Source organism: Martelella mediterranea DSM 17316 (assembly GCF_002043005.1).
Classification (GTDB): Bacteria; Pseudomonadota; Alphaproteobacteria; order Rhizobiales; family Rhizobiaceae; genus Martelella; species Martelella mediterranea.
The window spans coordinates 1,395,208-1,416,188 of the sequence record NZ_CP020330.1 but is presented as its reverse complement, the minus strand read 5'-3'; the positions used below and the strand labels follow the sequence as shown (position 1 = coordinate 1,416,188).

Annotated in this window: 18 protein-coding genes; 17 read left to right on the top strand and 1 reads right to left on the bottom strand. The window is 62.6% G+C overall.

Features of this window, described 5'->3' with window-relative positions:
* Positions 1-60 precede the first annotated feature (60 nt).
* The 3 genes from Mame_RS06535 to Mame_RS06525 all read left to right on the top strand — a co-directional run bounded on the left by Mame_RS06535 (position 61) and on the right by Mame_RS06525 (position 5,650).
* The gene (locus Mame_RS06535) at positions 61-1,422 is read left to right on the top strand and encodes an NAD(P)-dependent oxidoreductase (protein WP_026173547.1); all 1,362 of its coding nucleotides are present in this window, start codon (positions 61-63) and stop codon (positions 1,420-1,422) included.
* Between the two features lie 11 nt (positions 1,423-1,433).
* Positions 1,434-2,741, top strand: a complete 1,308-nt coding sequence (gene preA / locus Mame_RS06530) for an NAD-dependent dihydropyrimidine dehydrogenase subunit PreA (RefSeq protein WP_018065231.1) — start codon at positions 1,434-1,436, stop codon at positions 2,739-2,741.
* 218 nt (positions 2,742-2,959) lie between these two features.
* Positions 2,960-5,650 (top strand): bifunctional diguanylate cyclase/phosphodiesterase, encoded by a 2,691-nt coding sequence (locus Mame_RS06525; RefSeq protein WP_018065230.1) that lies wholly within the window; start codon positions 2,960-2,962, stop codon positions 5,648-5,650.
* A gap of 9 nt (positions 5,651-5,659) precedes the next feature.
* Here Mame_RS06525 and rutR read toward each other — a convergent pair whose 3' ends face one another.
* On the bottom strand, positions 5,660-6,295 hold the full coding sequence (gene rutR, locus Mame_RS06520) for an HTH-type transcriptional regulator RutR (protein ID WP_018065229.1): 636 nt from the start codon (positions 6,293-6,295) through the stop codon (positions 5,660-5,662).
* A 213-nt stretch (positions 6,296-6,508) separates the two neighbouring features.
* Here rutR and Mame_RS06515 point away from each other — a divergent pair, with 213 nt between their 5' ends.
* From Mame_RS06515 to Mame_RS06450, 14 genes are all read left to right on the top strand, one after another.
* Complete coding sequence (locus Mame_RS06515; protein ID WP_018065228.1) at positions 6,509-7,756, top strand: Zn-dependent hydrolase; 1,248 nt, start codon at positions 6,509-6,511, stop codon at positions 7,754-7,756.
* 170 nt (positions 7,757-7,926) lie between these two features.
* Positions 7,927-8,319, top strand: coding sequence for an endonuclease domain-containing protein (locus Mame_RS06510; RefSeq protein ID WP_018065227.1), 393 nt, complete (start codon positions 7,927-7,929; stop codon positions 8,317-8,319).
* Complete coding sequence (locus Mame_RS06505) at positions 8,316-8,516, top strand: hypothetical protein (protein ID WP_018065226.1); 201 nt, start codon at positions 8,316-8,318, stop codon at positions 8,514-8,516. The genes Mame_RS06510 and Mame_RS06505 overlap by 4 nt, the downstream gene beginning before the upstream one ends.
* Before the next feature lie 54 nt (positions 8,517-8,570).
* Positions 8,571-10,025: a dihydropyrimidinase gene (gene hydA / locus Mame_RS06500; protein ID WP_018065225.1), complete on the top strand. Its 1,455-nt coding sequence runs from the start codon at positions 8,571-8,573 to the stop codon at positions 10,023-10,025.
* A 3-nt stretch (positions 10,026-10,028) separates the two neighbouring features.
* Positions 10,029-10,688, top strand: a complete 660-nt coding sequence (locus tag Mame_RS06495) for a LysE family translocator (RefSeq protein ID WP_018065224.1) — start codon at positions 10,029-10,031, stop codon at positions 10,686-10,688.
* On the top strand, positions 10,685-11,107 hold the full coding sequence (locus Mame_RS06490; RefSeq protein WP_018065223.1) for an NUDIX hydrolase: 423 nt from the start codon (positions 10,685-10,687) through the stop codon (positions 11,105-11,107). Before Mame_RS06495 ends, Mame_RS06490 begins: the two co-directional genes overlap by 4 nt.
* Positions 11,104-11,895 (top strand): ABC transporter ATP-binding protein, encoded by a 792-nt coding sequence (locus Mame_RS06485; RefSeq protein ID WP_018065222.1) that lies wholly within the window; start codon positions 11,104-11,106, stop codon positions 11,893-11,895. Before Mame_RS06490 ends, Mame_RS06485 begins: the two co-directional genes overlap by 4 nt.
* A gap of 567 nt (positions 11,896-12,462) precedes the next feature.
* A complete protein-coding gene (locus Mame_RS06475; protein WP_018065220.1) occupies positions 12,463-13,332 on the top strand; it encodes an ABC transporter permease in 870 nt (289 codons plus the stop codon).
* Entirely contained in the window at positions 13,329-14,195 is an 867-nt protein-coding gene (locus Mame_RS06470; RefSeq protein ID WP_018065219.1) for an ABC transporter permease, read from the top strand. Before Mame_RS06475 ends, Mame_RS06470 begins: the two co-directional genes overlap by 4 nt.
* 30 nt (positions 14,196-14,225) lie before the next feature.
* Positions 14,226-15,221, top strand: a complete 996-nt coding sequence (locus Mame_RS06465) for an ABC transporter substrate-binding protein (RefSeq protein WP_018065218.1) — start codon at positions 14,226-14,228, stop codon at positions 15,219-15,221.
* 104 nt (positions 15,222-15,325) lie between these two features.
* Entirely contained in the window at positions 15,326-15,478 is a 153-nt protein-coding gene (locus Mame_RS26560; protein WP_018065217.1) for a hypothetical protein, read from the top strand.
* An 81-nt stretch (positions 15,479-15,559) separates the two neighbouring features.
* Positions 15,560-16,747, top strand: a complete 1,188-nt coding sequence (locus Mame_RS06460) for an efflux RND transporter periplasmic adaptor subunit (RefSeq protein WP_018065216.1) — start codon at positions 15,560-15,562, stop codon at positions 16,745-16,747.
* A gap of 11 nt (positions 16,748-16,758) precedes the next feature.
* Positions 16,759-20,043, top strand: coding sequence for an efflux RND transporter permease subunit (locus Mame_RS06455; protein WP_018065215.1), 3,285 nt, complete (start codon positions 16,759-16,761; stop codon positions 20,041-20,043).
* Positions 20,044-20,291: 248 nt separating this feature from the next.
* The gene (locus tag Mame_RS06450) at positions 20,292-20,978 is read left to right on the top strand and encodes a Crp/Fnr family transcriptional regulator (protein WP_018065214.1); all 687 of its coding nucleotides are present in this window, start codon (positions 20,292-20,294) and stop codon (positions 20,976-20,978) included.
* Positions 20,979-20,981 lie beyond the last annotated feature (3 nt).

Here is a 20,981-nt window from a genome sequence, read left to right as displayed (position 1 = left end):
GATAAATTTTTATTTTCGCGGTAGCATTTCCCCAACAACCAAAAATTGGGGAACATTGCTATGCGAGACTTGAACCCGGCCCTGAAGGGCGGGCGACTTGCGCCCGATGCGTATCACAAGAACTTTTCCGACCTGCACCCTCCGCTCGACCGGCACGAGGCGGCGGTGGAGGCGGATCGCTGTTATTTCTGTTATGACGCGCCGTGCATGACGGCCTGTCCCACCGCCATCGATATCCCGCTGTTCATCCGCCAGATATCAACCGACAACCCGTTGGGCGCGGCCAAGACCATCCTCGACCAGAACATTTTCGGCGGCATGTGCGCCCGGGTCTGTCCCACCGAAACGCTGTGCGAGGAAGCCTGCGTGCGCAACACCGCGGAGGAAAAGCCCGTCGAGATCGGCCTGCTGCAGCGCTATGCCACCGACACGGCGATGGTCGAAAACCGCCAGTTCTACACCCGCGCCCACGAGACCGGAAAGCGCGTGGCGGTGGTCGGCGCGGGCCCGGCTGGCCTTGCCTGCGCACATCGCCTCGCCATGGCCGGCCACGACGTGATCGTGCTGGAGGCGAAGGACAAGGCCGGCGGGCTCAATGAATACGGCCTGGCCGCCTACAAGACCGTCGATGACTTCGCCCAGAAGGAAATCGAGTATCTGCTGGAGATTGGCGGCATCGAAATCCGCGGCGGGCAGATGCTCGGTCGCGACTTTACTCTCGGGGAACTGCGCCGCGATTATGACGCCGTCTTCCTCGGCCTCGGCCTTGGCGGCGTCAACGAACTCGGCGTCCCCGGCGAAGACCTTGCCGGCTGCGAGAACGCCGTCGATTTCATCGCGGCGATCCGCCAGACCGATGACCTCGCCGAAATCACAGTCGGCAGCCATGTCGTTGTGCTTGGCGGCGGCATGACCGCGATCGACGCCGCCGTGCAGTCGAAACTGCTCGGCGCCGAAGAAGTGACGCTCTGTTACCGGCGCGGGCCGGACGCCATGGGCGCCTCGAAATTCGAGCAGGAGCTTGCGGCCTCGCGCGGCGTGTTCATCCGCCACTATCTGGCGCCGAAGGAAATCCTCGGCGAGGACGGCAAGGTCGCCGGCGTGCTGTTCGAGCATACCGAAGTCAGGGACGGCAGGCTGGTCTCGACTGGCGAGACCGGCGTGATCGCCGCCGACCACGTGCTGAAGGCGATCGGCCAGACCTTCGTCACCGAACATCTGGAAGGCCTGAAGCTGGAGCACGGCCGGATTGCCATCGATGCCGAGGGCCGCACCTCGCTACCCGATGTCTGGGCCGGCGGCGACTGCGTGAAGAAGGGCGAGGACCTGACGGTCACTTCGGTCGCCCAAGGACGAGACGCCGCGATTTCCATCCATCACCTTCTGGCAGGCGAAGCGCCGCTGGCGACGGCCGTGGCCTGAGGAGAACGACAATGGCTGATCTCACAAACAATTTCGTCGGTATCAAGTCGCCCAATCCGTTCTGGCTCGCCTCCGCGCCGCCGACGGACAAGGCCTATAATGTCGAACGCGCCTTCCGCGAGGGCTGGGGCGGCGTGGTGTGGAAGACGCTGGGCGAGGAAGGCCCGCCGGTCGTCAACGTCAACGGCCCGCGCTACGGCGCGATCTGGGGTGCCGACCGCCGCCTGCTCGGTCTCAACAATATCGAGCTGATCACTGACCGCGATCTCTACCTAAATCTCCGCGAGATCAAGGAAGTCAAAAGCCGCTGGCCGGATCGCGCCATCGTGGTCTCGATCATGGTGCCCTGCGAGGAGGAAAGCTGGAAGGCGATCCTGCCGCTCGTCGAAGAGACCGGCGCGGACGGCATCGAGCTCAATTTCGGCTGTCCCCACGGCATGTCCGAGCGCGGCATGGGGGCTGCCGTCGGTCAGGTGCCGGAATATGTCGAGATGGTGGTGCGCTGGTGCAAGCAATATACCCGCATGCCGGTGATCACCAAGCTGACGCCGAACATCACCGATATCCGCCATTCCGCCCGCGCCGCGCACCGCGGCGGCACGGATGCGGTGTCGCTGATCAACACCATCAACTCGATCGTCTCGGTCGACCTCGACAATTTCGCGCCCAACCCGACGGTCGGCGGCAAGGGCACGCATGGCGGCTATTGCGGCCCGGCGGTGAAGCCGATCGCGCTCAACATGGTCGCCGAGATCGCCCGCGATGCGGAAACCGCCGGCCTGCCGATCTCCGGCATCGGCGGCATCACCACCTGGTGCGATGCGGCTGAATTCATGGTGCTCGGTGCCGGCAACGTGCAGGTCTGCACCGCGGCGATGACCTATGGCTTCAAGATCGTCAAGGAGATGATCTCCGGCCTTTCGGCCTATATGGACGCCAAGGGCTTCCGCACGCTTGACGAGCTTTCCGGTCGCGCGGTGCCCAACGTCACGGACTGGCAGTATCTGAACCTCAATTCCATCACCAAGGCCCGCATCGACCAGGATGCCTGCATCAAATGCGGCCGCTGTCACATCGCCTGCGAGGACACCTCGCACCAGGCGATCACGGCGATGGTGGATGGCGAACGGCATTTCATGGTGAAGGAAGAGGACTGCGTCGGCTGCAATCTCTGCGTCAATGTCTGTCCGGTCGAAAACTGCATCGACATGGTCACGCTCGCGCCCGGCGAGAAGGACCAGCGCACCGGCGAGCTTGTATCGGCCGACTACGCCAACTGGACCACGCACCCCAACAATCCGATGGCGGCATCCAAGTAAGAAAACGTTACGAGACACAGAGAGTCGCGGGCAGTTTGTCCGCGACTCTTTTTAAATTAGCTAAAATTAAATAAGCACAGAAAAATACATGAATATAAACTATTAATATTCACCAGTATTTACATTGTATATTATTTTTTAAATTTTTAAATCTATAGTCCCATTTTATCCGCATTGCATGAGCGATGCTTACTGCCGGATAAGATGGATGGGACGGCATGGTAGAACCGGCGAAAACCCCCGCAGCCAGACGATGGGGCATCATCCCGAGCGACATACTGGCCGTTTCGGCCACGGCGCTGGTGCTTGCCTCGATGTATTTCACCAACCGCGCGCTGGATTCGGACTTCACCGGCAATCTTCGCCTGCAGACTGCGGAAAAGGTCGCTCTCTCCAGTACAAGGGTAACGGCCGGCATCCGCGAAAACCTGACGCTGGCGGAAGGGCTCGGACTTGCGATTTCGCTCGAACCGGAAATTTCGCCCCGCCGGTTCGAAGACCTCGCCGGCAAGCTACTGGCTCAGGATTCGGCGCTGGTGAGCCTGGCGCTCGCGCGCGACATGACCATCGAAATGGTCTATCCCTTCGCCGAAAACCGGGAGGCCATCGGCCTCAACTACGCGGACCGCCCCGATCAGATGGCCGCCATCGAAAAGGCGCTGCTGACCCGCGAACCCGTCATCGACGGACCTATACCGCTGGTGCAGGGCGGCAATGCGCTGGTGGCCTATTATCCGCTCTACGACGGCCCCGAAAGCGAAACCTGGGGCATCCTCACGGCTCTTATCAACGTCGACCGCCTGCTTTCGGGCAAAACGCTCGCCGCCCTCCACCCGGATCTCATAATGGCCATCCGCAAGGATGCAGACGACGACGCACCGGCCCAGGTCCTTTCCGGCGGCGATGCCGTCTTCGCCGGGGAGCCGGTCACGCAGACGGTCGCGCTCGCCAACACCAACTGGACGGTCGCCGCCATTCCGCGGCAGGGTTGGAAGGAGCCCTTGCGCCAGCGCATTTCCCGTCACCTCCTGATCGATTCGATCGGCATCCTGATCATCGTCTTCATGCTCGGCATCGCCAAGCTGATGCGCGAGCGCAACCGCAACATCACGATGCTCCGCGCCCGCGAGGCGGAACTCCAGCAGTTGTCGCAACGCATGCAGTTCGCGCTGGAAGCCTCGCGCATCGGCGTCTGGGACATGGATGCCGAAACCGGCGAGGCAATCTGGGACGAGCGCATGTACGCGCTCTATGGCGAGCGCCCCGATTGCGGTCGAAACGGCGTCGAAATCTGGTCCCGCCACCTGCACCCGGAGGACCGGCAGCTTGAATTCGAGCGGCTGGAGCGCTTCCTGGCCACCGAGCAGAATTTCCGCAGCGATTTCCGCATCGTTCTCGACGATGGCTCCGTCCGCCATCTCCAGGTCTTTGGCGGGTTCTACCGGGATATCGACGGTCGCACGCATGTGGTCGGCGTCAACTGGGACATCACCGATGACATCCGGCTGCACGAGGACATCAAGCGCGCGAATGCGCAAACGCTGGAGAAAAACCGGGAGCTGGAACGCGCGCAGGCCGTTTTGCGGCATAACGCGCTTCATGACGGACTGACCGAGCTGCCCAATCGCAGCTACCTCGAAGCCGCGTTTGTGAAGGGCGACGAAAAGGCGGGGGTGGAACCACCCTTCGCCGTTCTTCATATCGATCTCGACCGGTTCAAGGAAATCAACGACACGCTTGGCCACAGCGCCGGCGATGCGATGCTGCGTCATGCAGCGAACATGCTGCGCTCGATCGCCGCGCCGAGGGATTTTCTGGCCCGTGTCGGCGGCGATGAATTCACGCTGGTGACGCACTGGAAAGGCGACGTCGAAAGGCTTTCCCGTCTCGCGCAAGACATTATCCGCGCGCTTGGCAAACCGCTGCAATATGGCGAGCATCAGGTTCGGGTTTCGGCGAGCGTCGGCATCGCCTGGATGGATGACGAGGCAAAATCGATGCGCGACGTCCTCGTCAATGGCGGGATCGCGCTTTACGAAGCCAAGCGCATGGGCCGCAACCAGGCCGTAGTTTTCGACGCCGCCCTGCGCAACATCGCGATCACCAACAAGAAGGTCGCCGACGAATTGCTGGTGGCGCTGGAGAGGGACCAGTTCCAGGTTTTCTACCAGCCGCAGATTTCAGCCCATACGCTGGAAATCGAAGGCGCCGAGGCGCTTGTGCGCTGGCGTCATCCCGAGCGCGGCATGCTGGCGCCGGGTCACTTCATCGCCACCGCGGAGACCACCGGCTCGATTGCGCGCATCGACGCCGTGGTGCTGAAGAAGGCCGCCGCCCAGCACCGGGCCTGGTGTGAAATGGGCATCGCCGTGCCGCATGTTTCCGTCAACATCTCCGCTCAGCGCCTTGTCGATCCCGGACTTCTGGAAAGCATTAGGGAGATTGCGCCGATACCCGGTTCGCTATGCCTCGAACTGCTTGAATCGATCTCCTTCGACGAGCAGGGCACCAGCCTGGAAACCAGCGTCGCCCAGATCAAGGCCCTCGGCGTCGATGTCGAAATCGACGATTTCGGCACCGGCTATGCTTCGATCCTGAGCCTGCTCGCGCTTGAGCCGAAACGCCTGAAGATCGACCGGCAGCTTGTGTTTCCGATCACCACCGGCCAGAGCCAGCGCCGGCTGGTCGCCTCGATCGTCGAGATCGGCCAGGCGCTCGGCATCGAGGTGATCGCCGAGGGCGTGGAGACGCTGGAACACGCCAGGATCCTGCGCGACCTCGGCGTCGACGCGTTTCAGGGCTTCTTCTTCGCCCCGCCGCTCGACAACGAGGCGTTCCAGCGCTTCGCGCGGGCGCGCCGATGGGTGGAACAGTTCGACCTCAGCGCCGATCCGCCGGAAGCGGATTGACGGTCGAACTCACCGCACGATCAGCCCGTTGACGAACAGCGTTTCGAGGTAGCGCGCCGCATCCTCGAACCGGCCCTCGCCCGCCAGTCCTTCGCCGAGGACCGCGCGCACCTGGACATCGAAATCGGCGTAATGCTGGGTGGTCGCCCAGATCGAGAAGATCAGGTGGTAGGGGTCGACCTTGCGCAGCTTGCCGGCCTTCTGCCAGGCGCGGATGACCTTGGCCTTTTCATCGACCAGATCCTTCAGATCGCCCTTCAGAAAGGCCTCGGTATTGGGCGCCCCCTGGATCACTTCATTGGCGAACAGCCGGCTTTCGCGGGGAAAATCCCGGGCCATCTCCAGCTTGCGGCGGATGTAGGAGCGCAACTCCGCCTCCGGATCCTTGTCGACGTCGAAAACCCTGAGCGGATCGAGCCAGATGTCCATCACGCTCTCGATCAGGGCCGAAAACATCGCCTCCTTGGAGCGGAAATAATAGAGCACGTTGGGCTTGGACATGCCGGCGGCCTCGGCGATCTGATCCACCGTGGCGCCGCGGAAGCCGTTTGCCGAAAACACGTCGAGGGCGGCTTCGAGAATCACCTCTTCCTTCGCAACCTGGATGCGTGTGCGCCTCTGCGTCTTCGCCGCCCGTGCCGTCATTTTCGCCCGCTTTCTTCTCGTTCCGCCCAGCATTCCATAGACTGTTTCTGCCCAAAATCAATTCATGCCGAAAAGCTGGGCAATTTCTGCCAAATTAGCCGCCGAATTTCATATTGATCTCTTGAGCCTTGCGATGGAAGCTGTAAAGTTTACCAACCGGTCAAAAACACCACAGACGCCGCAATGGCGCAAATGGGAACAGGGGAGCAAAAAATGGCGGCAGGCGAAAACATGCGGATCAATGGCGACCGCCTTTGGGACGCGCTCATGGAAATGGCGAAGATCGGCCCCGGGGTCGCCGGCGGCAACAACCGCCAGACGCTGACCGACGCGGATGCCGAGGGCCGCGCGCTGTTCAAGACATGGTGCGACGAAGCCGGGCTTTCCATGGGCGTCGACAAGATGGGCACGATGTTCATGACGCGGCCCGGAACCGACCCGGATGCGCTCCCCGTCTATGTCGGCAGCCATCTCGACACCCAGCCGACCGGCGGCAAATATGACGGCGTGCTCGGCGTGCTCTCGGCGCTGGAACTCGTGCGTACGCTCAACGATCTCGACATCAAGACCAAGCACCCGATCGTGGTGACCAACTGGACCAATGAGGAAGGCGCGCGCTTTGCCCCCGCGATGATGGCGTCCGGCGTCTTCGCCGGTGAGCTGACCCTCGACTATGCCTATGGCCGCAAGGACCACGAGGGAAAAAGCTTCGGCGACGAACTGAAGCGGATCGACTGGATCGGCGATGAGGAGGTCGGCGCGCGCAAGATGCACGCCTATTACGAATACCATATCGAGCAGGGCCCGATCCTGGAGGCCGAGCAAAAGCAGATCGGCGTCGTCACCCACTGTCAGGGCCTGTGGTGGCTGGAATTCACGCTCACCGGCAAGGAGGCCCATACCGGCTCGACGCCGATGGCCATGCGCGTCAATGCCGGCCTTGCGATGGCGCGCATTCTAGAGATGGTGCAGAAGGTGGCGATGGACGCCCAGCCCAACGCCGTCGGCGGCGTCGGCCAGATGGTGTTCAAGCCGAACTCCCGCAATGTGCTGCCCGGCACGGTGACCTTCACCGTCGATATCCGCACCGTCGATCAGGACAAGCTCGACGGCATGCGCGCCGCGATCGAGAAGCAGGCCGCCGAAATCTGCGCGGACCTCGGCGTCGGCTGTTCGGTCGAGGCGGTCGGCCATTTCGACCCCGTCACCTTCGATCCGGAACTCGTCGGCAATGTCCGCGAGGCGGCTGTCGAGCTCGGCTACAGCCATATGGACATCGTCTCCGGCGCCGGCCACGATGCCTGCTGGGCCGCCAAGGTCGCTCCCGCCACCATGGTGATGTGCCCCTGCGTCGGGGGGTTGTCGCATAACGAGGCCGAGGAGATTTCCAAGGAATGGGCTGTCGCCGGCGCGGATGTGCTGCTCAGGGCGGTGCTGAAGACGGCGGAGATTGTGGAATGATCGCAGGCGCCGTTCCCTCACCCGGCGCATGCGCGCCACCCTCTCCCCACGGGGAGAGGGGGAGCGTGGGGCGTACTCTGAATAACCAACGAGCACTGTCATTGGACGCGAAGCGCCGCCCCTTCTCCCCTGAGGGGAGAAGGTGGCCGAAGGCCGGATGAGGGGGGCTCATGCCAAGCACGCGCACCCAGTTTGCCCGAACGCTGCGCCGCAACGAAACGGACGCCGAAAAGCTGCTGTGGCGCGAACTTCGGAATCGCAATCTGAACGGTTTCAAGTTTGTCAGGCAGTATCCGATCGGTCCCTACGTCACCGATTTCGCCTGCCGGGAAAAAGCGCTTGTTGTTGAACTGGATGGCGCGCAACATGCCGAAAACACGAGAGATGTGGAGAGGACGCGTTACATCAACAGAGCGGGCTTTTCAGTTATACGATTCTGGAACGAAGAAGTACTTAGAGAAAGAGACGATGTGCTCGAAACCATTATCGCCATTCTCGAAAACCGCTTGACCGAAGCCTGCGACGTCACACGGTTCCACCCTGCCACGGAGCAAATCCTATGAAGTCCACGCAAAAGCCCCCGCTCCGCTCCCGCGGCTTCATCGGCGCCAAACCCGCCTCGTCGGTCACCGCCGATACCGCACCGCAAAAACTCACCGGGCCGGCGAAAAGCCGCGGCGTGAACAGGCCGAATCCCACGAGCACACCGAAGGGTCTTGAAGACAACATTCCGCCGCGGCCAAAATGGCGGATCAAGTGAACAGAAATAATGAGAAGCGGAAAACCGCCCGTTGAAAGCATGAAGGGAACAGTTATGAGCACAGTCATCAAGGGCGGCACGGTCGTGACCGCGGACCTCACCTACAAGGCCGATGTGAAGATCGAGGGCGGCACGATCATCGCGATCGGGCCCGATCTTTCCGGCGACGAAACGCTGGATGCCACCGGCTGCTATGTCATGCCCGGCGGCATCGATCCGCATGTCCATCTAGAAATGCCGTTCATGGGCACTTATTCGTCGGACAATTTCGAAAGCGGCACCCGCGCCGCCGTCGCCGGCGGCACCACCATGGTGGTTGATTTCTGCCTGCCCGATCCCGGCCAATCGCTGCTCGACGCGCTGAAACGCTGGGACAACAAGTCGACGCTGGCGAACTGCGACTATTCCTTCCACATGGCGATCACCTGGTGGGACAAACAGGTGTTCGAGGAGATGGAAACCATCGTCAAGGACAAGGGCATCAACACCTTCAAGCATTTCATGGCCTACAAGGGCGCGCTGATGGTGAATGACGACGAGATGTATGCCTCGTTCCAGCGCTGCGCCGAGCTTGGCGCGCTGCCGCTGGTGCATGCCGAAAACGGCGACGTGGTGGCCAGCATGCAAGCGAAGCTGCTCGCCGAGGGCAATGACGGCCCGGAAGGCCATGCCTATTCGCGTCCCCCGGAAGTGGAGGGCGAGGCCACCAACCGCGCGATCATGATCGCCGATATGGCCGGCGTGCCGCTCTATGTCGTCCACACATCCTGCGAGCAGAGCCACGAGGCGATCCGCCGCGCGCGCCAGAAGGGGATGCGGGTCTATGGCGAGCCGCTGATCCAGCATCTCACGCTCGATGAAAGCGAGTATTTCGACAAGGACTGGGACCATTCCGCCCGCCGGGTGATGTCGCCGCCATTCCGCAACAAGATGCATCAGGACAGTCTCTGGGCCGGGCTTCAGGCGGGGTCGCTCTCCTGCGTCGCCACCGACCATTGCGCGTTTACCACCGACCAGAAGCGCACCGGCATCGGCGATTTCACCAAGATCCCGAACGGCACCGGCGGCCTTGAAGACCGGCTACCGATGCTGTGGACATATGGTGTGGCAACGGGCCGGCTGACGATGAACGAGTTCGTCGCCGTCACCTCCACAAATATCGCGAAAATCCTCAACATCTACCCGAAAAAGGGCGCGATTCTGGTGGGTTCGGACGCCGATATCGTGGTCTGGGACCCTGCCCGCGAGAAGACGATTTCCGCTTCGAACCAGCAATCGGCCATCGATTACAACGTGTTCGAGGGCAAGCATGTGAAGGGCCTGCCGCGCTTCACGCTGTCACGCGGCAAGGTGGTCGTCGAGGAGGCGACGGTGAAGACCGAGGAAGGGCACGGCAAGTTCGTCGCCCGCGAGCCCTTCACCGCCGTCAACAAGGCACTTTCCACCTGGAAGGAACTGGTGGCGCCGCGCAAGGTCGAGCGTTCCGGCATTCCGCGCTCCGGGGTCTGAGCCATGGATTGGTCCAATATCGCGGCCTTCGCCGCGACCGAATTCCTGCTCTGTCTTTCGCCCGGCCCGGCGGTGCTGCTGGTGGTCGGGCTGTCGATGCGGCAGGGCTTCTGGCGCTCGCAGGCAGCGGCGGCGGGAATTCTCACCACCAACGCCGTCTATTTCGCGCTGTCGGCGGCGGGCGTCGCCTCGCTGATTCTCGCCAGCGCCACGCTGTTTTATGTGCTGAAGATCGTCGGCGCGGTCTATCTGGCGTGGCTCGGTCTCGGGATGATCCTGCCGCTGTGGCGGGCATGGCGCAGCGGCGAGAAGGGCGATGTCCCGCTTGCGCTCGCGGCCGAGGCCTCGCCCCGCATCACGGCCCCGCCGCTGAAGCTCTACTGGAAGGGCATCAGCGTCCAGGCGGCGAACCCGAAAAACCTCGCCTTCTTCGTCGCCATCCTGCCGCAGTTCATCGATCCCGCCGGGCCGGTGGCCTTGCAGATGGCGGTGCTCGGCGGCGTTTCGGTGCTGCTGGAGCTTCCCGTGCTGCTGATCTATGCGCTGGCCTTTTCCGCCCTTGCAAAGGTCATCACCGAACGGGTGGTGCAGTGGCTCGAGGCGATTGCCGGCGGCGTGCTGATCGCGTTGGCGGGCGTTCTTGCATGGGAGCGCCGCGCATGAGGGCCGATATCCGCATCGCCGTCGCCATGATCATCAACAGCCGGGGCGAGATGCTGACCGTGCGCAAGCGCGGCACCACCGCCTTCATGCAGCCGGGCGGCAAGATCGATGCCGGCGAAACGCCGATTGCAGCACTTGTGCGGGAATTGCGCGAGGAACTGGCGCTCGACGCCGAACCTGACAATTTCCGCTATGAGGGCTGCTACCGCGAACAGGCCGCCAATGAGGCGGATATGATTGTCGAGGCGGAAGCATTCTCGTGGCTTGCCGAGCCGGAAGTCGCGCCGCAGGCCGAGATCGAGGAGCTGAAATGGCTGCCGGTCGAAGGCCCGATCACCGTGGAGCGCGCGGCGCTGACCCGCAGACACCTGTTTCCCATCGCAGCCCGCCGATTTGCCGAAACCCGGAGACCCGCATGACCGAAGACAATCCGCGTTCCGTGGTCTCAGCCAAAGACCTCTGTCTCACCTTTGAGACCAATGACGGCCCGGTGCATGCGCTGAAGGACGTCAATCTCGAAGTGAAGAAGGGCGATTTCGTCTCCTTCATCGGCCCCTCCGGCTGCGGCAAGACCACGTTCCTCCGGGTCATCGCCGATCTGGAGAAAAGCACGGCGGGCGAAATCACCGTCAACGGCACCACGCCGGAAAACGCCCGCCTCGACCGGTCCTATGGTTATGTGTTTCAGGCCGCGGGGCTTTATCCGTGGCGCACGATCGAGAAGAACATCGCCCTGCCGCTGGAAATCATGGGCTATACCAAAGCCGACCAGCAGCGCCGGATCGAACGCGTGCTGGAACTGGTGGACCTTGCCAATTTTGGGAAAAAATTCCCATGGCAGCTTTCCGGCGGCATGCAGCAGCGCGCCTCGATCGCCCGCGCGCTCGCCTTCGATGCCGATCTGCTGTTGATGGACGAGCCCTTCGGCGCGCTGGACGAGATCGTCCGCGACCACCTCAACGAGCAGCTTCTGAAGCTGTGGGCGCGCACCGACAAGACCATCTGTTTCGTCACCCACTCGATTCCGGAAGCAGTCTACCTCTCCACCAGGATCGTGGTGATGAGCCCCCGTCCCGGCCGCGTCACCGACGTGATCGAGAGCCCGCTGCCGAAGGAGCGCCCGCTCGACATCCGCGAAAGCCCGGAGTTTTTGAAGATCGCCCACCGTGTACGCGAGGGGCTGCGGGCGGGGCATAGTTATGAGTGAGAGGATAGCTCAATGACTATAAAAACTGATCTGGAAAGATGGATCGTGGAAGGGCTGCGAGCTCACGAAGGTCGGGCGAACATCGCCGACATATGCAAGCATATATGGGACCATCACGAGTCCGAACTCAGAGATTCTGGAAAATACTTCTACACTTGGCAGTACGATATGCGCTGGGCAGGGCAAGATCTCCAAAAGTCTGGAAAGTTGAAAAAACACGCTACATTTTGGGAGCTGACCTAGTGAAACGCATTCACGTTTCGGCAAGCCAAACCCTTCGTGGGAGGTACCGCTTGAACTCTCGGGTCAAGCCGGCGCGAGACACCGTGGCGAGGAGATGCGGTTGTTCTCCCTCAATCTCCCCCCTTGAGGGGGAGATGCCCCGACAGGGGCAGAGAGGGGTGAACCGCAAGCCGCGAACGCGGAGTAAATCGGATACGCTTTACCCCTCTCTGTCGCTTTCGCGACATCTCCCCCTCAAGGGGGGAGATTGGTGGGTGGATTTGGCAGTAGCTTCAGACAACATGCATCTCTGTTGTCGGCAGCAAGGGCGGAAAGGACATCGCCATGCTGCGTGAGCGCGTCCTGCCCGTTGCCACCGTGGTCTTTGCCATTCTGGCGATCTGGTGTGTGTTCGTGGTGGTCATGAACCGGCAGTTTGTCGAGGATCAGGCGCGGCGCGCGGGGCAGGAGATTTCCTTCGCGGAAGTCGTGAAACAGTCCTACACGCTGGAGCGGCCGGTGCTGCCGTCGCCGCATCAGGTGGCGGCCGAGCTTTGGGATACGACAGCGAACAAGAAGATCACCTCGAAGCGCAGCCTCGTCTACCATGCCTGGATCACGCTGTCCTCGACGCTGCTCGGCTTTGCCATCGGCTCGGGTTTCGGCATCATTCTGGCGATCGCCATCGTCCATAACCGCACGATGGAACGCTCGATGATGCCGTGGATCATCGCCAGCCAGACCATTCCGATCATCGCGATCGCGCCGATGCTGATCGTGGTGCTGAACGCGATCGGCATCACCGGGCTTCTGCCGAAGGCGCTGATTTCAACCTATCTATCGTTCTTTCCGGTTGCCGTCGGCATGGTTTCGGGGCTGAGGTCGCCCGATGCGCTGCAACTCGACCTGATGCGCACCTATAACGCCAATGACCGGCAGGTGCTGTGGAAGCTGCGGCTGCCGTCCGCCATGCCCTATCTGTTCACCTCGCTGAAGATCGCGATCGCGATCTCGCTGGTCGGCGCGATCATCGCCGAACTGCCGACGGGCGCCGTGGCCGGGCTCGGCGCGCGGCTGCTCTCCGGCTCCTATTACGGCCAGACGGTGCAGATATGGTCGGCGCTGTTCATGGCGGCGATCCTCGCCTCCATCCTGGTCGCCATTGTCGGGGTCGCGCAGGCCATGGTTCTGAAGCGTATGGGGGTCAAGCCATGAGCGGTTTCGTCTGGTTTGCGCTCGCCTTCTGGATCTGCGGCTGGGCCTTCAACGAATGGCTGGTACGGCAGAAGTTTTCCAACCGCACGCTGTCCCGGATCGCATGGTTCGCCGTGCCTGTGATCTTCGGCGTTTCGCTGCTGATATTGTGGGAAGGCGTCGTCATCGCCTTCGACATTCCGCCGATCCTGCTGCCGGCGCCGAGCGATGTCTGGGTGCGTCTCACCAATTCGCTGCCGATTCTCTGGGCCGATTTTCGCCAGACCTTCCTGAAGGCGGTGCTGATCGGCTATGCGCTCGGCTGCGGCTCGGGTTTCATCGTGGCGATCCTGATCGACCGCTCGCCCTTCCTGAAACGGGGCCTGCTGCCCTTCGGCAATTTCGTCTCGGCGCTGCCGATTGTCGGCATCGCGCCGATCATGGTGATGTGGTTCGGCTTCGACTGGCCGTCCAAGGCCGCCGTGGTGGTGGTCGCGACCTTCTTTCCGATGCTGGTCAACACCATTCAGGGCTTGTCCTCGGCCAGCGACATGGAGCGCGACCTGATGCGCACCTATGCCGCCTCGTGGTCGCAGACGCTGATCAAGCTGCGCCTGCCGGCCGCATGGCCGTTCATATTCAACGCCTTGAAGATCAATTCCACGCTGGCGCTGATCGGCGCTATTGTGGCAGAATTTTTCGGCACACCCACTGTCGGCATGGGTTTCCGGATTTCCACGGAAGTGGGCCGGGCCAATATCGACATGGTCTGGGCCGAAATAGCGGTGGCGGCGGTTGCCGGCTCCGCGTTCTACGGGGTGGTGGCGCTCATCCAGCGCGTCGTCACCTTCTGGCATCCCTCCGTCCGTTCGGGGCGGTCGTGATGCAATGAGCCAAAATAGGGGAACGTAACCATGAAATCGACTTTTATCGCGGCGCTTGCCGCAGGCGGCATGATGCTTGGGGCGTCGCAGGCCTTCTCAGCCGATGAAATCACACTGCAGCTCAAATGGGTCACGCAGGCCCAGTTCGCCGGCTATTACGTGGCACTTGAAAAGGGCTTTTACGAGGAAGAAGGCCTCGACGTGACGATCAAGCCCGGCGGCCCGGATATCGCGCCCGCACAGGTGCTGGCCGGCGGCGGCGCCGACGTGATCGTCGACTGGATGCCGTCGGCGCTCGCCACGCGCGAAAAGGGCGTCCCGCTCGTCAACATCGCCCAGCCCTACAAGTCCTCCGGCATGATGCTGACCTGCCTGAAGGAAAACAACGTGATGAGCCCGGAGGATTTCCCCGGCAAGACGCTCGGCGTCTGGTTCTACGGCAATGAATATCCGTTCCTGTCGTGGATGGCCCATCTCGGCATTCCGACCGATGGCGGCGAGGACGGCGTGACGGTGCTGAAGCAGGGCTTCAATGTCGATCCGCTGCTGCAGAAGCAGGCAGCCTGTATTTCCACCATGACCTATAATGAATACTGGCAGGTCGTGGATGCAGGCATCTCGGAAGATCAGCTCAACACCTTCAAATATGAAGACGAGGGCGTGGCGACGCTGGAAGACGGGCTTTATGTTCTGGAAGACGATCTGAAGGATCCCAAGTTCAAGGAAGACATGGTCAAATTCGTCCGCGCTTCGATGAAGGGCTGGAAATGGGCCGAGGAAAACCCGGACGAAGCCGCAGAGATCGTGCTCGACTATGACGACACCGGCGCCCAGACCGAAAAGCACCAGAAGCGGATGATGCGCGAGGTCGCCAAGCTGACGGCCGGCTCCAACGGCGCGCTCGACCCGGCCGACTATCAGCGCACCGTCGAGGTTCTGCTCGGCGGCGGTTCCGACCCGGTCATCACCAAAGAGCCGGAAGGCGCCTATACGCTGGAAATCACCGACGCGGCGCTTTCCAACTGAGCCCATACGGGCAGTAAAATTTATACGCGCGGCATCGTTGTGATGTCGCGCGTATTGCATTTTTGCACCAGATCGGCTTTAAATCGAACCACTCGGTTCAATTAATGCGGCTTTATGCGCGCGGCCATCTTGAAAAACACCGGGTTTATGACGAACTGCCGCACGACGCGACGACGCATGCCCTGCGGGCCGCTCTCGCGATTGCCAGATTGAGTTTTTGCCACGGCGACAATCCGACCGCCCGGCGCGACACGTAAACGAGCTTGGAAGTCCGCCATTCGGGCAGGACGATTGCTCACGAGGAACCGGCCTCCTCCCGGCCGACTGGGGTACTTTACATGCCGAAACCGACCCGCCTTGCCGCAGCGACCGCCGTGCTCATCGCACTTGCCGCAGCACCCTCCGTTGCCGCGGATGGGGAAACCTCTGCCGAACCGGCCGTTTCCCTTCCCGCCATCGTGGTTACCGATGCAACGGTAAAACCGCTGACCGAAATTGTGCTGGCAACCGGCACGATCCGCCCGGTCGAGGAGGTGTTCGTGCAGCCGCTGCTTGAGGGGCTTTCAATCGAGACCATCGCGGCCGAGATCGGCGACCGGGTCGAGGCGGGCGCGGTGCTTGCAACCCTGCGCACCGACATGCTGGAGCTGGAGCGGAGCAGCCTGCAGGCGAACAAGGCCAGAGCCGAGGCGAGCCTGGCGCAGCTCAAGGCGCAGTTGACCGCCAGTGAAGCCGCCCAGACCGATGCGCGCCGCCAGTTCGAGCGCACCCAAAGGCTCGCCGATAACGGATCGGTCTCGACCTCCGCTCTGGAGCAGGCAGAGACCGAGGCGCTGCGCGCCGATGCCAGCGCGGCGGCCGCCCGCGAGGCCATCTCGGTCGCCCACGCCGAGATCGCGGTCACCGAGGCGCAGATCGACGATATCGCGTTGCGTCTTGAGCGCACCAATATCAAGGCGCCGGTCTCTGGCGTGATTTCCGACAAGAACGCCCGTATCGGCGCCATCGCAAGCGGTTCTTCCAGTCCGATGTTCACCATCATCGAGGACGGCGCGATCGAACTCGTGGCGCAGGTGCCGGAAGATTCGGTCATGAAGGTCGCTGCCGGCCAGAAGGCGAAAATCGAGCTCGTCGGCGCCGGTGCGCCGATCATGGGCACGGTGCGGCTGGTCTCGCCGATCGTCAACGACGCCACCCGGCTTGCCGATGTGTTCATCAGCATCGACAACCCTGAAAGCGCGCGCTCGGGCATGTATGCCAGCGCCGAAATCATCACCAAGCAGGCGGACGACCTCGCCCTGCCGCTGACGGCGGTCAATATCAGCCAGGGCAGCGCCACGGTGCGCCGCGTCAAGGACGGTATTGTTGAAGTCGTTGACGTGGAGACCGGTATTCAGGACGGCGAAACCGTCCAGATCACAAGCGGGCTTTCCGAAGGCGACCAGGTGGTGGCCAAGGCCGGCGCCTATGTGCGCGCCGGTGACCGGATCAACCCGGTTCCCGCCTCCGCCACGGCGTCCAACTGAGGATCTGAGCGATGAACTTTTCAGCCTGGGCGATCCGAAATCCCGTCGCGCCGCTTCTGGCGATGGGCCTGTTGCTGTTTTTGGGCCTGCAGGCCTTCAAGGACATGCCGGTCACGCGTTTTCCGAATATCGACGTGCCGGTCGTCGCCGTCACCGTGGCGCAGTCGGGGGCCGCCCCCGCCGAGCTTGAAATGCAGGTGACGAAGAAGATCGAGGACGCGATCGCGAGCGTCACCGGCGTCGACGAGTTGAACTCGACCGTGACGGACGGCATCTCGACGACCTCGGTTCTGTTCCGCATGGAAGTGAGCCCCGACGAGGCGCTGCGCGACGTCAAGGACGCGATCGACAATATCCGCTCCGATCTGCCGGCCACCGCCGAAGACCCCGTGGTGCGCAAGATCGATGTCGAGGGCCAGGCGATCCAGACCTTTGCCGTCTCCTCTCCCAACATGTCGCTGGAGGAACTCTCCTGGTTCGTCGACGACAAGGTGGAGCGCGCGCTGCAGGGCATCAAGGGCGTCGGCCGGGTCGACCGTTATGGCGGCGCGGACCGCGAAATCCAGGTCTCGCTCGATGCCGACAAGCTGGCAAGCTATGGCATCACCGCCTCGGAAGTGAACGCGCAGCTACGCCAGACCAATGCCGATGTCGGCTCGGGCCGCGGCCAGGTCGGCGGCTCGGAGCAGGCGATCCGCACGCTTGGCGACAGCCGCAGCGTCTCCGATCTCGCCAGCACCACGATCGCGCTCGGCGGCGGCCGGTATGCCCGGCTTTCCGACCTTGGCACGGTCACGGATACCTATGAGGAGCCGCGCACCTTCGCGCGCCACGGCGGCGAGCCTGTCGTCTCCTTCGGCGTGTTCCGCTCCAAGGGCGCCAGCGAAGTGACGGTTGCCGACGCGGTGGCCGAGGCGCTGGACGAGGTCCGCGCGGAAAACCCCGATGTCTCGATCTCGCTGATCGATGACGCCGTCTACTTCACCAAGGGCAATTACACCGCCGCGATGGACACGCTGTACGAGGGCGCGCTGCTCGCCATCATCGTCGTGTTCCTGTTCCTGCACAACTGGCGGGCGACGCTGATTGCCGCGGTCGCCCTGCCGCTGTCGGTGATCCCGACCTTCTGGATCATGGACATGCTCGGCTTCTCGCTCAACCTGGTGAGCCTGATTTCGCTGACGCTGGCGACCGGCATTCTCGTCGATGACGCGATCGTGGAGGTCGAGAATATCGAGCGCCACATCAATATGGGCAAGACGCCCTATCGCGCGGCGCTTGAGGCGGCCGACGAGATCGGGCTTGCGGTGATCGCGACGAGCTTCACCATCATCGCCGTGTTCGTGCCGGTGTCGTTCATGCCGGGCATTCCGGGCCAGTACTTCATCCAGTTCGGCCTGACGGTGGCCTTCGCCGTGTTCTTCTCGCTGGTCGTCGCCCGCCTGATCACCCCGGTGATGGCGGCCTATATGCTGAAGCCCAGCAAGCACAAGCACAAGGAAGACGCCGAGCACAATGATGGCCGGATCATGCGCAGCTACACCGCTGCCGTGCGCTGGACCACCAAATGGCGCTATGCGACGCTGGTAGCCGCGATCGGCGTTCTCGCCGTCTCGCTGTTCTTCATGGCGCGCATTCCCGGCAGTTTCATACCGCCGGAAGATGCCTCGCGCATCGTGCTCTCGGTCGAGCTGCCGCCGAATGCACGGCTTTCCGATACCGAGGAGATGACCGACCTGATCGCGGAACGGATCGAAGGCTATGATGGCGTCGAGGATGTCACCGTGCTGGGCGGTTCCTCGCCGCTGGGCGACCTCGAATATCGCCGGGCCACCATCACGGTCACGCTCGGCAAGCTCGCGCATTCACTGCCGGAAGCGCTGGTCAACGACATGCTCGGCAGCCTGCCGCTGATCGGCCAATATCTGCCGAAAATCCCTCCATCGGGCCGTGAAATTCCGCAATGGCAGATCGAGCAGGAAATCCTTGCAGGCCTGTCCGACATTCCCGACCTTCGGATCACCAAGCTCAACGACCGCGGACAGCGTGATATCGAGTTCAACTTCCTCTCCGACAACGAGGAGGACCTGCAGGAGGCCGTCGCGATCCTGGAGGCGAAATTGCGCACCGAGCCGATGCTGGACAAGGTTTCCTCCGAAGGCGCGCTGCCGCGTCCGGAACTGAAAATCCGGCCAAAGAAGGAAATCGCGGCCCGGCTCGGCATCACCCCGGCGCAGATTTCCGAAACCGTGCGGGTGGCGACCGTCGGCGATATCGATGCCAACCTGGCGAAGATCTCGCTCGACAACCGCCTGATCCCGGTGCGGGTGCGCACCGACCTGAAACTCAGGCGCGACCTTGCCGCGATCCGGGCGCTGAAGATCAAGGCCGCGTCGGGCGAAATGGTGCCGCTGTCGGTCGTCGCCGACGTCGACTATTCCGAGGGCGTCAGCACGGTGCAGCGCTATGACCGCCATCGCGTGGTCTCAATCGGGGCCAACCTGCCGCCGGGCGTGGCGCTCGATCCTGCGACGGCGAAGTTCCGCGAGATCGTCGACAGCACCGACCTTCCCGCAAGCGTCACGCTGGCCGAAAGCGGCGACGCCAAGATCCTCGCCGAAATGCAGCAGAGCTTCATGAACGCGATGATGCTCGGCCTGTTCCTGGTGCTGGCGGTGCTGATCCTGTTGTTCAAGGACGTGATCCAGCCGTTCACCATCCTGTTCTCGCTGCCATTGGCGCTGGGCGGGGTCGCGATCGCGCTGATCGTCACCGACAATCCGATCTCGATGCCGGTTCTGATCGGCCTCCTGATGCTGATGGGGATCGTGACAAAGAACGCGATCCTGCTGGTGGACTTCGCCAAGGAAGCAATCTGGCACGGGCTCGACCGGCGGCAGGCGCTGGTGGAGGCCGGACGCAAGCGCGCGCGGCCTATCATCATGACCTCGATCGCGATGTCGGCTGGCATGCTGCCGGCGGCGCTTGGCGTCGGCGAAGGCTCGTCCTTCCGCGCGCCGATGGCGATCGCGGTGATCGGCGGTATCATCGTCTCGACCGCGCTGTCGCTGCTGGTGGTCCCCGCCTTCTTCATGATCATGGACGATCTGGCGCGTCTGCTGCGCTGGGTCTTCGGCCGGTTCATCGGCAAGGCGGACCCCAATGACGTGGTCTACACCGCCGAGACCGCCGGACGGATGAGCGAGGCCAACCGGGCCAAGCTCGCAAGGCTCGAGGAGCGGGTGGAGACTCTGGAAGGCGATCGCGACAACCTTTCCAAACGCGGCATGGCCTGACGCGCCATAGAGACCATCACTTAAGGAGGCCGGCGGATGACGCCGGCCTTTTGCGTTTATGGGAGCCCCGCACGGAGACCACGCGCCGAACCATTCTTCGCTTGATTGAAATCAATCCTTTTCCGCCCATTCCGTCATATTTTCACTGATGACGGCCGCTTTCTTCCGGACCGAATGCGGTGAGCGAGAAGCAAAGGAGCCGGTTCGTGGATACGCACCACCATAGCCGCGCCATGGGAGGCGGGACAATGAACACGACCCTCAATGTGAGCGAACGCAGGAAAGCGCAGTTCATCGAGACCGGCCTGACGGCGGCGATGGATATGACGACGGTCAACCGGTTGATGGAATGCGCCAGTTTCATCAACGCCGCGCCGCCTGACCTGCTGTTTCTCGAAGGCGATCCCGCGCGGTATTTCTACAGCGTCGTGACCGGCTATGTCCGGCTGTTCAGGCAGAACAATGAGGGCCGGGAGGGCGATATCCGCATCTGCGGACCGGGCGATACCTTCGGCGACGATCTGGTGTTTTCCGGCGACACCTGCCGCTACAGCGCCCAGGCCGCCGAGAACGCCACGCTGGTCTGCTACGATCTCGCCAAGGTGCGCCAGATCGCGGCCAATGACGATGGCAGCATGGCACGGGTCCTGGCCATGTCGCTCGCAACGCAGTTGCAGCAGGCGATCGACTGCGTGGCCGATGACCGGCTCAATACCGCGCTGCAAAGGGTGGCGCATTACCTGCTCAGCCAGTGTCCGGGTGATACGGCGCCCGCCAGCTTCCGGCTTGCCTGCCGCAAAAGCCTGCTTGCCGGCAAGCTCGGCCTCGCCCCGGAAGCCCTGTCGCGGGCCTTCGGCGCGCTCAAGACCCTTGGCGTCAACGTCCACGGCCGGACAATCGAGATCACCGATATCGAGGCCTTGAAGCGTCTATAGACA

Bases quoted from the DNA above. Each gene is read 5' to 3' on its own strand.
- Mame_RS06535 (WP_026173547.1), top strand. From the start codon at position 61: ATGCGAGACTTGAACCCGGCCCTGAAGGGCGGGCGACTTGCGCCCGAT.
- preA (WP_018065231.1), top strand. From the start codon at position 1,434: ATGGCTGATCTCACAAACAATTTCGTCGGTATCAAGTCGCCCAATCCG.
- Mame_RS06525 (WP_018065230.1), top strand. From the start codon at position 2,960: ATGGTAGAACCGGCGAAAACCCCCGCAGCCAGACGATGGGGCATCATC.
- rutR (WP_018065229.1), bottom strand. From the start codon at position 6,295: ATGACGGCACGGGCGGCGAAGACGCAGAGGCGCACACGCATCCAGGTT.
- Mame_RS06515 (WP_018065228.1), top strand. From the start codon at position 6,509: ATGGCGGCAGGCGAAAACATGCGGATCAATGGCGACCGCCTTTGGGAC.
- Mame_RS06510 (WP_018065227.1), top strand. From the start codon at position 7,927: ATGCCAAGCACGCGCACCCAGTTTGCCCGAACGCTGCGCCGCAACGAA.
- Mame_RS06505 (WP_018065226.1), top strand. From the start codon at position 8,316: ATGAAGTCCACGCAAAAGCCCCCGCTCCGCTCCCGCGGCTTCATCGGC.
- hydA (WP_018065225.1), top strand. From the start codon at position 8,571: ATGAGCACAGTCATCAAGGGCGGCACGGTCGTGACCGCGGACCTCACC.
- Mame_RS06495 (WP_018065224.1), top strand. From the start codon at position 10,029: ATGGATTGGTCCAATATCGCGGCCTTCGCCGCGACCGAATTCCTGCTC.
- Mame_RS06490 (WP_018065223.1), top strand. From the start codon at position 10,685: ATGAGGGCCGATATCCGCATCGCCGTCGCCATGATCATCAACAGCCGG.
- Mame_RS06485 (WP_018065222.1), top strand. From the start codon at position 11,104: ATGACCGAAGACAATCCGCGTTCCGTGGTCTCAGCCAAAGACCTCTGT.
- Mame_RS06475 (WP_018065220.1), top strand. From the start codon at position 12,463: ATGCTGCGTGAGCGCGTCCTGCCCGTTGCCACCGTGGTCTTTGCCATT.
- Mame_RS06470 (WP_018065219.1), top strand. From the start codon at position 13,329: ATGAGCGGTTTCGTCTGGTTTGCGCTCGCCTTCTGGATCTGCGGCTGG.
- Mame_RS06465 (WP_018065218.1), top strand. From the start codon at position 14,226: ATGAAATCGACTTTTATCGCGGCGCTTGCCGCAGGCGGCATGATGCTT.
- Mame_RS26560 (WP_018065217.1), top strand. From the start codon at position 15,326: ATGCGGCTTTATGCGCGCGGCCATCTTGAAAAACACCGGGTTTATGAC.
- Mame_RS06460 (WP_018065216.1), top strand. From the start codon at position 15,560: ATGCCGAAACCGACCCGCCTTGCCGCAGCGACCGCCGTGCTCATCGCA.
- Mame_RS06455 (WP_018065215.1), top strand. From the start codon at position 16,759: ATGAACTTTTCAGCCTGGGCGATCCGAAATCCCGTCGCGCCGCTTCTG.
- Mame_RS06450 (WP_018065214.1), top strand. From the start codon at position 20,292: ATGAACACGACCCTCAATGTGAGCGAACGCAGGAAAGCGCAGTTCATC.